Here is a 13467-nt window from a genome sequence, read left to right as displayed (position 1 = left end):
TATTATAGAAAAAACAAATAGCCATGAAACAGATAAGTATTCTCTTTTTCACTCTTCTGTTGTTGGGAGCATGTGTGAAAGCACCTACGCAAACAGATAATTTTGTGAAGATTGTTGATGGACGTTTCTCTATCAATGATAAACCGTATTATTATATCGGCACTAATTTCTGGTATGCCGCTATATTAGGATCACAGGGGCAAGGCGGTAATCGGGAACGCCTGCTTAAAGAACTTGATTTCATGAAAGCCAATGGTATTACTAATTTGCGTGTATTAGTTGGCGCAGATGGGATAGATGGAATTATGACAAAAGCAGAACCGGCGCTTCAAACGGCTCCCGGTGTGTATAATGATACTATTTTTGATGGCTTAGATTTCTTCCTGTCGGAGTTGGGCAAAAGAGGTATGCACGCCGTACTGTTCTTAAATAACAGTTGGGAGTGGTCCGGAGGATATTCACAATACCTCTATTGGAGTGGTCATGGTGAAGTACCTATGCCTAAAGTGGCAGGATGGAATACTTTTTCAAACTATGTTGCCCAGTATGCAAAATCAGAGAAAGCCCATAAATTATTTGAGAATCATGTACGTCAGGTGGTGAGTCGTGTCAACCGCTATACTAAGCTGAAATACAGTGATGATCCGGCTATCATGGCATGGCAGATAGGTAATGAGCCCCGTCCGTTTGGTGAGGGAAATAAGGAGAGTTTTGCTAAATGGATAGCTGAATGTGCTGCACTTATTAAGTCTATTGACCCTAATCACTTGATCTCCGTTGGTTCGGAAGGTATGGCAGGTTGTGAAGGAGATTTGGGTTTGTGGGTGAAACTCCATCAGGATATCAATATAGATTATTCAACGATCCACATCTGGCCGAATAATTGGGGGTGGATAGATAAGACTGATATTCCGGGAACCTTAGATAAAGCCATTGCAAATACTCGTGAATATATCGATGTGCATGTTGCGGAAGCACAAAAAATGAATAAACCGTTAGTACTTGAAGAATTTGGACTGCCGAGAGATAGCGTGATGTTTGATAGGAAGAGTTCTACAGTTCTGAGAGACCGGTACTATGAAGAAATTTTTGAAATAGTAAAAGAGCATGCTATGCAAAAAAGTGTATTTCAAGGATGCAACTTCTGGGCTTGGGGAGGATTTGCACAACCACAACATCTTTTCTGGCAAAAGGGAGATGACTATATGGGGGACCCGGGACAAGAAGAGCAGGGGTTGAATTCTGTATATGATACCGACACTACAGTGAAGCTTGTTGCGGATATTGTGAATGAAATAAACCAAATCACTCAGATGAAATGAAAAAGAAAGTCATATGCTTAGTTTTGTTAGGCTTGATGGTATCTGGACAGTTAATAGGAGCAGATGATATTAAGCCGAAGAAAGATAAAAAAACAGGAATATCCTACTATGATTTGAATAAGAACGGTTATCTTGATATCTATGAGAATCCTACTCTTGTAGTAGAAGAACGTGTCCGTGCTTTACTCTCTCAGATGACTATAGAAGAGAAAGTCGGCCAGATGCTTACTTCTTTAGGATGGCCGATGTATGAGCGCCAAGGGAATACAATTCGTCTGACTGAGCAATTGGTTCGGGAGATTGAAGAGTATCACACTGGTTCGCTTTGGGGATTTATGCGTGCTGATCCGTGGACACAACGTACGTTGACTACCGGGTTAACTCCTGCATTGGCAGCCAAGGCTTCAAATATGCTTCAAAAATATGCAATTGAACATGGGCGTTTAGGAATTCCCCTGTTTTTGGCAGAAGAGTGTCCGCATGGACACATGGCTATCGGAACAACTGTATTTCCGACGTCTATTGGGCAGGCCAGTACCTGGAATCCTGAGTTAATCAGAAGAATGGGGCGTGCTATTGCTACTGAGGCAAGTGCACAGGGAGCGCATATCGGTTATGGTCCGGTACTTGATTTGGCCCGTGATCCCCGCTGGTCCAGGGTAGAAGAAACGTATGGTGAGGATGCTTATCTCAATGGCGTGATGGGGGCTGCTTTAGTAAAAGGTTTCCAAGGTGAGTTTCCAAGGACTAAAGGTAAAGTAATCGCTACTTTAAAACATTTTGCTGCTTATGGCTGGACAGAAGGCGGACATAATGGAGGAAGTGCCCATGTTGGTAATCGGGAAATGGAAGAAGCTATTTATCCCCCTTTCCGGGAAGCTGTTGCTGCCGGAGCATTGTCTGTGATGAGTTCCTATAATGAAATCGATGGTATTCCTTGTACTGCTAATTCTAATTTATTAACCGGATTATTGAAAGAACGTTGGCAGTTTAAAGGTTTTGTCGTTTCTGATCTTTATGCAATCGGAGGGCTTCGGGAACATGGAGTTGCAGATACGGATTATGAGGCTGCAGTGAAAGCTGTAAATGCGGGTGTGGATAGTGATTTAGGAACAAATGTTTATGCCGGACAATTGGTAAATGCCGTAAAAAGGGGAGATGTGCAGGAGGTTGTGATTAATAAAGCTGTCAGCCGGATACTTGCTCTAAAGTTCCATATGGGTTTATTTGATCATCCTTTTGTTGATGAGCGGGAACCGGAACAAGTCGTGGCATCAACAGAACATCTGGAATTGGCTCGTGAAGTAGCTCGTCAATCCATCATTTTATTAAAGAATAAGAATGAGTTGCTCCCTTTGAATAAAAAGATGAAGACTATTGCGGTTATTGGTCCGAATGCTGATAATATATACAATATGCTGGGAGATTATACGGCACCTCAAAGTGAGTCTTCGGTAGTTACGGTATTGGATGGTATCCGTCAGAAAGTTTCCAATGATACACATATTATATATGCTAAAGGGTGTGCTGTGCGTGATTCTTCTAAATCGGGTTTTCAGGAAGCAATAGAAGCAGTCCGGCAGTCGGATGTGGTTGTAATGGTGATGGGTGGTTCCAGTGCCCGTGATTTTTCTTCAAAGTATGAAGAAACGGGTGCAGCAAAAGTCTCTGATAGTCATATCAGTGATATGGAGAGTGGAGAGGGCTATGACCGTTCTACTCTTGAGTTGCTGGGAAGACAACGGGAACTGATACGAGAAGTGGGAAAATTAAATAAACCTATTGTATTGGTATTGATTAAAGGGCGCCCCTTATTACTGGAAGGTATTGAAGCAGAAGTCGATGCTATCGTTGACGCCTGGTATCCGGGGATGCAAGGAGGAAATGCAGTTGCCGATGTATTGTTCGGTGATTATAATCCAGCCGGACGCTTGACTATTTCAGTACCACGCTCTGTGGGACAGCTTCCGGTATATTATAATACAAAACGGAAAGGAAATCGTAGTAAATACATAGAAGAAGAGGGTATACCTCGCTATCCTTTTGGTTATGGACTCAGCTATACATCTTTCAATTATTCGGATTTGAGGGCGGAGGTTGTAGAAGCAGAAGATAGCTGCCTGGTAAATATTTCAGTGAAGGTACGGAATGAAGGTTCACGGGATGGAGATGAGGTCGTTCAACTTTATCTTCGTGATGAAGTGGCCAGCTTTACTACTCCTTTTAAGCAGTTATGTGGATTTCAACGGATACATTTGAAAGTTGGTGAGACAAAGGAAATAACATTCCGGTTAGATAAGAAATCACTGGCACTCTATATGCAAAATGAAGAGTGGGCTGTAGAACCCGGTCGTTTTACATTGATGCTTGGTGGTTCTTCTGAACAAATTTATCAGCAAAAAGAAATTGAGATAACCAAAAGATATACTTTTAAAATGTAAATATCATGATCCATCCGGGTATTGAATTATTAGGTAAGAAAGTACTGGATGCAGTGACCGATGGTGAAGTTTATTTCCAAGCTATTCATGCTTTGAATGAGCGCTTTCCCCAGGCTATGGCATGTACTGCCATTATGGACCTGACTGTAGAAGCTGAAGTTTTCGGGAGCTAACTCTGTATGAGTGAACATGAGGTTCCTACGGTTACAGGCCGTTTGTTGATCTCATTTGAAGAGGTACAAGATGATTCGTTTGCAGTGATTCTTCATAACTGTGGTAATACAGGACATTGTACTCCTGCCATGTTGAAAACCGCTGCTAAAGGATATCATTTTGGAAATAAGGCTGATATGGTAGAAGCGCTGAAAGTTTGTCCAGCAGATGTACTGGTTATGGGTAATCTGGATCCGGTTGGTATTTTCAAGATGGCCTCGCAGGGAGTAGTTACCCGTCAGACAGAGGAACTTCTGAATCGCACATCTTCATATCCGAATTTTGTAATTTCAAGTGGTTGTGATACCCCTCCGGAAGTTCCATTTGCCAATATTGAAGCTTTTTATCAGGCAGTGGAGAGATATAATAATGAGTGTGGCAGATAAAGACAAAAAAGAGATAAAATTGTATCAGTTTATCCGTTTACGGTCAGCTATCTTTGTCGTGTAAAATAATGGGAACCTAAATAGTATAAAAATGAATAAACTTAAAGGGATTGCGTTAACATTGGTCACTACTGCTCTTGTAGCATGTGGACCGGGTCAGAAACAGTCAAATTTTAGTTCGTCTTCTATGCGTACAACAGAAACGGAGAATTTACTTGCTAACCTTAAAAAAGTATCATCTAAAGGGATTATGTTCGGACATCATGATGATACTAACTATGGTATAGGTTGGGATGGCGAAGAGGGACGCTCCGACGTAAAAAGCGTGTGCGGAGATTATCCCGCTGTTATCAGTTTCGATCTGGGACATATAGAACTGGGTGATACAGTGAGTCTGGATAATGTTCCGTTCAGTAAGATTCGTCAAGAAATACTGAACCAATATAAAAGAGGAGGAATGTCTTCTTTGAGCTGGCACTTGCGTAATCCTCTGACAGGTGGGGATTCATGGGATGTATCAGATACAACAGTGGTGAAGTCTGTTCTTCCTGGAGGAAGCAATCATGAGAAATTCACCGGCTGGGTAAGTAAAGTATCTGCCTTTATTAATTCTCTGCAGACAGAGGATGGAGTAAAAGTCCCCGTACTTTTCCGACCGTGGCACGAGCATACAGGTAGCTGGTTCTGGTGGGGTGAGAAGCTTTGTACTCCCGAAGAATATAAAGCACTTTGGCAAATGACGGTGGATATTCTTCGTGAAGATGGTGTGAATAATGCTCTTTATGCTTACTCCCCCGGTTCCGAGCCACAAGATACTGTACAATACCTGAATCGTTATCCGGGAGATGACCTGGTTGATGTAATCGGCTTCGATACTTATCAATTCGATCGTGATAGTTATATTGCTAATCTTGAAAAATCGCTTGCCATTATAGATAGTATCGGTAAAGCACACAATAAAGTAATTGCTATCACTGAAACCGGATATGAGGGTATTTCCGATTCGAAATGGTGGACCGGAACTTTGCTGCCTGCCATTGAGAAATATCCGATAGCTTATGTATTGGTATGGCGCAATGCCCGTGAGCGTGTTACTCATTTCTATGCCCCTTATCCGGGACAGATTTCTGCTGATGATTTTGTAGAATTCTATAAGCATCCTAAAACCTTGTTTGCGGCAGATGTAAACTCTTTATATAAATAAGAAAAACTATCAATATGGAAACTTTTAGTGATAAGGTAAAGAGACTCTTTCAGGAACACGAAGAGCTGATTACAAGAAAGAATGAGCCGGTAGAGAACGGTAACGGCATCTTCACCCGCTATAAGCATCCTGTGCTCACAGCCGCACATACACCTGTTTTCTGGCGGTACGATTTGGATGAAAAAAGCAATCTCTATCTGATGGAACGTATCGGGATTAACGCCACAATGAATTCCGGTGCCATAAAATGGAACGATAAATACTTATTAGTGGTCCGGGTGGAGGGAGCTGACCGTAAATCATTCTTTGCCATAGCCGAGAGTCCGAACGGTATTGATAATTTCCGTTTTTGGGATTATCCGGTAACGATGCCCGAAGACATTATTCCAGCAACCAATATTTACGACATGCGTGTCACTGCCCATGAGGACGGATGGATATACGGCATTTTCTGCGCCGAACGCCATGATAATACGGCTCCCGAGGGGGATTTGTCCGCTGCTACGGCTACGGCAGCGATTGCCCGTACCAAAGATTTAAAAAGTTGGGAGCGCTTGCCGGATTTGAAAACCGGAAGCCAACAACGCAATGTGGTGCTTCATCCGGAATTTGTTGATGGCAAATACGCCCTTTACACCCGTCCGCAAGACGGTTTTATTGATACTGGAAGCGGTGGTGGTATCGGCTGGGCATTGGTAGATGATATGACACATGCAGAAATAAAAGAAGAAAAGATTATCGACCGGCGCTATTATCATACTATCAAGGAAGTGAAGAACGGCGAAGGACCGCATCCTGTCAAAACCGCCAAAGGTTGGTTGCACCTGGCACACGGTGTACGGGCTTGTGCCGCCGGATTGCGTTATGTGCTTTATATGTATATGACAGCACTGGAAGACCCCACGAAGGTGATAGCTGCTCCCGGTGGTTACTTCATGGCACCCGAAGGCGAGGAGCGCATAGGCGATGTAAGCAATGTACTTTTCTCCAACGGTTGGATTGTCGATGATGACGGGACGGTATTTATCTATTATGCTTCTTCCGATACACGGATGCATGTGGCAACATCTACCATCGATAAGTTGGTGGATTACTGCATAAATACTCCTGCCGACGGCTTGAGTTCTTCCGCTTCGGCAGGTGTTTTAAGGAGATTGATAGACAGAAATCTAAAACTATTGAAACAACAATCTGTTTCTAAATAAACATAGTATGGCAAAACTTACGGAGAAAATAGGCTACGGGTTGGGAGATATGGCATCATCCATGTTTTGGAAACTGTTTGGGACCTATCTGATGATATTCTACACGGACGTCTTCGGCTTGTCGGCAGCGGCGGTGGGAACCATGTTCCTGATAACAAGAATCTGGGATTCGGCTTTTGACCCTATAGTCGGAGTAATAGCCGACCGCACCCGTTCCCGTTGGGGAAAGTTCCGACCTTATCTCCTATGGCTGGCTGTTCCGTTCGGCATTATCGGCATTCTGACTTTTATCACTCCGGACTGGAACCCGGTGGGTAAACTGGTCTATGCTTACGTCACTTACTCCTTGATGATGATGGTATATTCTGCCATTAACGTGCCTTACGCCTCCCTATTGGGTGTAATGAGCCCTAACCCCAAAGAACGCAATACGCTTTCTGCCTATAGGATGGTTTTTGCTTACATTGGCAGTTTCATAGCCTTGCTGCTGTTTATGCCGTTAGTGAACTTTTTTAGTGGTAACAGTAAAGAGTTGGGCGACCAACAAACCGGTTGGACCATGGCGGTCGTTGTTATAGCCATAGTATGTGTCGTTCTATTCCTCGGTTGTTTTGCTTGGACTAAAGAATGGGTAAAGCCAATCAAAAAAGTGCAAAATCCGTTGAAAGAAGACCTGGAAGATTTGTTAAAAAACAAGCCCTGGTGGATTTTATTAGGTGCGGGTGTGGCTGCTTTGGTATTCAATTCTATTCGTGATGGTGCTACTGTCTATTACTTTAAGTATTTTGTCGTAGAGGAAGATTATGCAACTGTCTCTTTCTTCGGGATGTCATTCGTGTTGAGCGGACTATACCTTGCTTTGGGGCAGGCTGCGAATATTATAGGCGTGATAGCTGCCGCTCCCGTCAGTAACCGCATCGGCAAACGCAATACTTATATGTGGGCAATGGTTATCGCTACAGTGCTTAGCGTTATCTTCTATTGGTTTGACAAGGAAGACTTGATATGGATATTTGTGTTTCAAGCATTAATCAGTATCTGTGCAGGTAGTATCTTTCCATTGCTTTGGTCAATGTATGCCGATTGTGCCGACTATTCGGAACTGAAAACCGGCAATCGAGCCACAGGGTTGATATTCTCCTCTTCTTCCATGAGTCAGAAATTCGGTTGGGCTATCGGTACGGCGGTAACCGGCTGGTTGCTCGGGTTCTTTGGTTTCCAGGCAAATGCTGTGCAAAGCGAAGAAGCGATTAGCGGTATCAAGATGTTTTTGAGTTTCCTGCCGGCCATAGGTACAATACTGAGTGTGATCTTCGTTAGTATGTATCCGCTTACCGAGAAGAAGATGAAAGATATAATAGCAGAGCTGGAACGTAAAAGACAATTATAAGGCAATGATGTGTATGAATATACTAAACAGAATGCAGCAGGAAATGCGTACTGTGCTGGAAGATAATATCCTTCCGTTTTGGGCGAATAAGATGCCAGATTCAGTATATGGAGGTTTTTATGGCCGTATCACCGGAACAGATAAACTGGAGCCGCAGGCTGTGAAAGGGGGCGTACTCAATGCCCGCATATTGTGGACTTTCTCGTCGGCTTACCGTCTGTTGAAGAAACCCGAATACTTGGAAATGGCTACCCGTGCCAAACGTTTCATTATAGACCGGTTTTACGATAAAGAACAGGATGGGATATATTGGTCACTTGATTATACAGGTCGTCCCTTGGATACCAAAAAGCAAATTTATGCTTTAGGTTTTGCCATTTACGGTCTGAGTGAGTATTACCGTGCTACCGGAAATGAGGAAGCGTTGAATTATGCTATCCGTCTCTTCAAAAGCATTGAACAATATAGCTTCGATTCCGTAAAGAACGGCTATCGCGAAGCCTTCACCCGCGATTGGGATGAAATCTCCGATATGCGTCTTAGCGACAAGGATGAGAATGAACGCAAGACCATGAATACCCATTTGCATATTCTGGAATCTTACACAAATCTTTATCGGGTATGGAAAGATGCTTGCCTTGAGGGGCAACTACGTAACTTGATTGAACTTTTCATGGATAGAATACTGAATCATCGCACCGGGCATTTGGAACTCTTTTTTGATGACGACTGGGTGAGTAAATGCCGTACCATATCTTACGGACATGATATTGAGACTTCTTGGTTGCTTCATGAGGCGGCTTTGGTTTTGGGAGACAAAGCGCTGTTGGAAAAAGTGGAGCCTTGGGTTGAGTATATCGCAGCTGCGGCAGATGAAGGGGCGACAGCCGAAGGCAGCATGGTTTACGAGACTTTTTCTGACAAAGGCATGACGGACAGAGATTGCCATTGGTGGGTACAGGCCGAAAACGTGGTGGGACACATCAATCTCTATCAGTATTTTGGTGATGAGGTAGCTTTGCGGAAAGCTTTCTGTTGTTGGGAGTATATCAAGAAACACTTGATAGATTATGAAAACGGAGAGTGGTATTGGAGCGTTCGTTCCGACGGAACGATAAATACCATCGATGACAAAGCCGGATTTTGGAAATGCCCCTATCATAACGGACGCATGTGTATGGAGATGATAGAACGCTTCACCTTTGATATAGGGCGTTCAAAGTTATAAGCCGGCAGCTATACCGGGGATCACGACCGGGGAGACCGCGCAAACAGACAAGCGCAAACAGACAGGCGGAAGCGGAGAAACGGAAACGGACCGGTGAAGAACAAACGGATAAGAACGAGTCGGCGAAATGTCCCCGCAAGGGTTTTATTGTCAGTGATATACGAGTGCCAGCCATTTCCTGCGGGGTGGAACTTTATTCCCAGCTTGCCGGGAATGTGTTCCCACCTCATTGGGAATATGTTCCCACCATGCAGGGAACACGTTCCCAATTAAGTGGGAACACCGGGAGAAAAAGAAACTGTCAGCTACGGGGCTTTTATTTACGGGATTTATCAGGAGTCAGAGGAAGAAGGGCGACAACTCCTTTGGCTCCTGTAAATGAATGACCCTCTCTTTTCGAATAAGAAATTTATTTCTTTGATTAATTTGCTCAAATCGTAAATAAGTCGTTACTTTGCACAAATTTTAGAGATAACTATGCAATCGCAGGAAAGAAGTACATACAACCTACGTTCGAATGAATTTCATTCGCTGGTAGTCGGTTTCTTTTTTTCCGAAAACGATATTTTTAGTTCTTTGTTAATGCGTTAATCCTTAATCGGGGTAACGCATTTTTTTTGTGAAAGAGCTGAGTGGTTCGTAACTTGTAATTCGTAACTTATAATAGAATATGGAAAAGAATTTGAAGAAAGTGCTTGTTTTGGGCTCAGGTGCGCTCAAGATCGGTCAGGCCGGAGAGTTTGATTATTCCGGTTCGCAGGCGTTGAAGGCTTTGCGTGAAGAAGGAATAAGTTCGGTATTGGTAAACCCCAACATTGCTACAATCCAGACATCGGAAGGTATCGCCGATCAGGTGTATTTCTTGCCGGTGACTCCTTATTTTGTGGAAGAGATTATCAAGAAAGAACAACCGGACGGCATTTTGCTGGCTTTTGGCGGACAGACTGCACTGAACTGCGGTGCGGAACTCTATACCAACGGCATTCTGGAAAAGTATGGCGTACGCGTGCTGGGTACCTCGGTAGAGGCTATCATGTACACCGAAGACCGCGATCTTTTTGTGAAGAAGCTGGACGAGATAGCGATGAAGACTCCCGTCAGTCAAGCTGTGGAGAGCATGGAAGATGCCCTTGCTGCTGCCCGCAAGATTGGTTATCCGGTAATGGTACGTTCGGCGTATGCGCTGGGCGGATTGGGTAGTGGTATCTGTACCAACGAAGAGGAATTCCTGACGCTTGCCGAAAGTTCTTTCGCTTTTTCCAAACAAATTTTGGTGGAGGAGTCGCTGAAAGGCTGGAAGGAGATTGAATTCGAGGTAATCCGCGATGCCAACGACCACTGCTTCACTGTGGCAAGCATGGAGAACTTCGACCCGCTGGGCATCCATACCGGTGAATCTATCGTGGTTGCACCGACCTGCTCGCTTACCGACGAACAGGTGAAGATGTTGCAGGAGCTTTCTACCAAATGTATCCGCCACCTCGGCATCGTGGGTGAATGTAACATCCAATATGCGTTCAATGCCGAAACCAACGACTACCGCGTTATCGAGGTGAATGCCCGTCTGTCGCGTTCTTCTGCGTTGGCATCCAAGGCCACCGGTTATCCGCTTGCTTTCGTTGCGGCCAAGATTGCGCTGGGTTATACGCTTGATCAGATTGGCGAAATGGGTACTCCCAATTCCGCTTACGAAGCTCCGCAGTTGGATTATCTTATCTGCAAAATCCCGCGTTGGGACTTGACGAAGTTTGCGGGTGTGTCTCGCGAAATCGGTTCGAGCATGAAGTCGGTGGGCGAAATCATGTCTATCGGTCGTTCTTTCGAGGAGATTATTCAGAAAGGATTGCGTATGATAGGGCAAGGTATGCACGGCTTTGTGGGTAACGATGGTGTGGAATTTGATAATCTGGACCATGAACTGTCGCATCCTACAGATTTGCGTGTGTTTGCTATTGCTCAGGCTTTGGAGCAGGGATACACTATTGATCGTATCTTTGAATTGACAAAAATCGATCCCTGGTTCCTCGGCAAGCTGAAGAACATTGTGGATTATAAAAATAAACTTTCACAATATAATAAGGTGGAAGACATTCCGGCTGACGTGTTGCGCGAAGCAAAGGTGCTCGGCTTCTCCGACTTCCAAATTGCACGTTTCGTGCTGACTCCGGAAGGCAATATGGAGAAAGAGAACCTTATGGTGCGTGCCCGCCGTAAGGAACTGGGCATTCTTCCGGCTGTGAAACGCATCAATACCATTGCTTCCGAACATCCGGAGTTGACAAACTACCTCTATATGACGTATGCCGTGCAAGGGTATGATGTGAACTATTATAAGAACGAGAAATCGGTGGTGGTGCTGGGCTCGGGCGCTTACCGTATCGGTTCTTCGGTAGAATTTGACTGGTGCTCGGTGAATGCCATCCAGACTGCACGCAAGCTGGGTTACAAGTCTATCATGATTAACTACAACCCCGAAACGGTGTCTACCGACTACGATATGTGCGACCGCCTGTACTTCGACGAGCTCTCCTTTGAGCGCGTGCTCGATGTTATCGACCTCGAACAGCCGCGCGGTGTAATCGTATCCGTAGGCGGACAAATACCTAACAATCTGGCTATGAAGCTGCATCGCCAGTCTGTTCCGGTGCTGGGTACTTCTCCTATCTCTATCGACCGCGCAGAGAACCGTAATAAGTTTTCCGCCATGCTTGACCAGCTTGGTATCGACCAGCCGGCTTGGCAGGAGCTTACCAGCCTGGAGGACGTAAAGGGATTTGTTGAGAAGGTGGGTTATCCCGTATTGGTTCGTCCATCGTATGTGCTCTCCGGTGCCGCGATGAACGTATGCTACGATGAAGAAGAACTGGAGAACTTCCTGAAAATGGCTGCTGAGGTTTCTAAGGAGTATCCGGTTGTGGTTTCCCAGTTCTTGCAGAATACGAAAGAAATTGAATTCGATGCGGTGGCACAGAACGGTGAGGTGGTGGAATATGCCATCTCCGAGCACGTTGAGTTTGCCGGTGTACACTCCGGTGACGCTACGCTGGTGTTCCCGGCGCAGAAAATCTATTTCGCTACGGCACGCCGTATCAAGAAAATCAGCCGTCAGATTGCGAAGGAACTCAATATCTCCGGTCCTTTCAACATCCAGTTCCTGGCACGCAACAACGAAGTGAAGGTTATCGAATGTAACCTGCGCGCTTCACGCAGCTTCCCGTTTGTGTCTAAGGTGTTGAAGCGTAACTTCATCGAAACTGCCACGAAGATTATGCTGGATGCTCCTTACTCCCGTCCGGACAAGTCGGCGTTTGATATTGACTGGATTGGTGTAAAAGCTTCTCAGTTCTCATTCTCCCGTCTGCACAATGCAGACCCGGTGTTGGGTGTGGATATGTCTTCTACCGGTGAGGTGGGCTGTATTGGTGATGACTTCTCCGAAGCGTTGCTGAACTCCATGATTGCTACCGGCTTCAAGATACCGTCTCCTGAGAAGGGTGTGATGTTCTCTTCCGGTGCCATGAAGTCGAAAGTGGATTTGTTGGATGCGAGCCGCATGCTTTTTGCCAAAGGATACAAAATCTATGCAACGGCGGGTACTGCTGCATTCCTTAATGCGCACGGTGTGAGCACCGAAGCTGTGTTCTGGCCCGATGAGCGTGCCGATGCGGAGAACAATGTGATGACAATGATTGCCGAACATAAGTTCGACCTGATTGTGAACATTCCGAAGAACCACTCTAAGCGCGAACTGACCAATGGTTATAAAATCCGTCGTGGTGCTATCGACCATAACATTCCGTTGATTACGAATGCCCGTCTGGCAAGTGCTTTCATAGAGGCGTTCTGCGAGATGAAAATGGAGGATATACAGATTAAGAGTTGGCAGGAATATAAATAAGCTGATTGGCTGTATTTATATATAATAAATTAAGGTGTACCAAAACTCACCGTAGATTATACAAATTGACACAGGTTGGATTTGGAATAATCGGTTATCAATACCGGTAATCTGTGTAATCTGTGGTGGGAAAAGTTTTGGTACACTTTTTTTATGCATAAGAACGAAAAACCGTAACAT

Annotated in this window: 7 protein-coding genes and 1 pseudogene; all 8 read left to right on the top strand. The window is 44.8% G+C overall.

What is annotated here, in order from left to right; translation table 11 throughout:
• Positions 1 to 23: 23 nt before the first annotated feature.
• Positions 24 to 1322, top strand: a complete 1299-nt coding sequence (locus QZ327_RS01090) for a cellulase family glycosylhydrolase (RefSeq protein ID WP_294616396.1) — start codon at positions 24 to 26, stop codon at positions 1320 to 1322.
• On the top strand, positions 1319 to 3763 hold the full coding sequence (locus QZ327_RS01085; protein WP_294616394.1) for a glycoside hydrolase family 3 N-terminal domain-containing protein: 2445 nt from the start codon (positions 1319 to 1321) through the stop codon (positions 3761 to 3763). The genes QZ327_RS01090 and QZ327_RS01085 overlap by 4 nt, the downstream gene beginning before the upstream one ends.
• Positions 3764 to 3768: 5 nt before the next feature.
• Positions 3769 to 4362 (top strand): annotated as a pseudogene (locus QZ327_RS01080) (uroporphyrinogen decarboxylase family protein).
• 91 nt (positions 4363 to 4453) lie between these two features.
• A complete protein-coding gene (locus QZ327_RS01075; RefSeq protein ID WP_294616392.1) occupies positions 4454 to 5566 on the top strand; it encodes a glycoside hydrolase family 26 protein in 1113 nt (370 codons plus the stop codon).
• 14 nt (positions 5567 to 5580) lie between these two features.
• Entirely contained in the window at positions 5581 to 6771 is a 1191-nt protein-coding gene (locus QZ327_RS01070; RefSeq protein WP_294616390.1) for a glycosidase, read from the top strand.
• Between the two features lie 7 nt (positions 6772 to 6778).
• Positions 6779 to 8161 carry an MFS transporter gene (locus QZ327_RS01065; RefSeq protein ID WP_294616388.1) on the top strand — a complete coding sequence of 461 codons (1383 nt, stop codon included), beginning with the start codon at positions 6779 to 6781 and terminating at the stop codon, positions 8159 to 8161.
• Positions 8162 to 8174: 13 nt separating this feature from the next.
• Positions 8175 to 9389 (top strand): AGE family epimerase/isomerase, encoded by a 1215-nt coding sequence (locus QZ327_RS01060; protein WP_294616386.1) that lies wholly within the window; start codon positions 8175 to 8177, stop codon positions 9387 to 9389.
• A 670-nt stretch (positions 9390 to 10059) separates the two neighbouring features.
• Positions 10060 to 13287 carry a carbamoyl-phosphate synthase (glutamine-hydrolyzing) large subunit gene (gene carB / locus QZ327_RS01055; RefSeq protein WP_294616384.1) on the top strand — a complete coding sequence of 1076 codons (3228 nt, stop codon included), beginning with the start codon at positions 10060 to 10062 and terminating at the stop codon, positions 13285 to 13287.
• Positions 13288 to 13467 lie beyond the last annotated feature (180 nt).

Origin of the sequence: uncultured Bacteroides sp. (assembly GCF_910578895.1) — a bacterium.
In the GTDB taxonomy this organism is placed as follows: domain Bacteria; phylum Bacteroidota; class Bacteroidia; order Bacteroidales; family Bacteroidaceae; genus Bacteroides.
Note: the sequence above shows the minus strand (reverse complement) of the source record. Positions and strands in the feature narration are given on the sequence as shown.

Coding starts and splice junctions, on each gene's coding strand:
- QZ327_RS01090 (WP_294616396.1), top strand. CDS start 24: ATGAAACAGATAAGTATTCTCTTTTTCACTCTTCTGTTGTTGGGAGCA.
- QZ327_RS01065 (WP_294616388.1), top strand. CDS start 6,779: ATGGCAAAACTTACGGAGAAAATAGGCTACGGGTTGGGAGATATGGCA.
- QZ327_RS01060 (WP_294616386.1), top strand. CDS start 8,175: ATGAATATACTAAACAGAATGCAGCAGGAAATGCGTACTGTGCTGGAA.
- QZ327_RS01070 (WP_294616390.1), top strand. CDS start 5,581: ATGGAAACTTTTAGTGATAAGGTAAAGAGACTCTTTCAGGAACACGAA.
- QZ327_RS01085 (WP_294616394.1), top strand. CDS start 1,319: ATGAAAAAGAAAGTCATATGCTTAGTTTTGTTAGGCTTGATGGTATCT.
- carB (WP_294616384.1), top strand. CDS start 10,060: ATGGAAAAGAATTTGAAGAAAGTGCTTGTTTTGGGCTCAGGTGCGCTC.
- QZ327_RS01075 (WP_294616392.1), top strand. CDS start 4,454: ATGAATAAACTTAAAGGGATTGCGTTAACATTGGTCACTACTGCTCTT.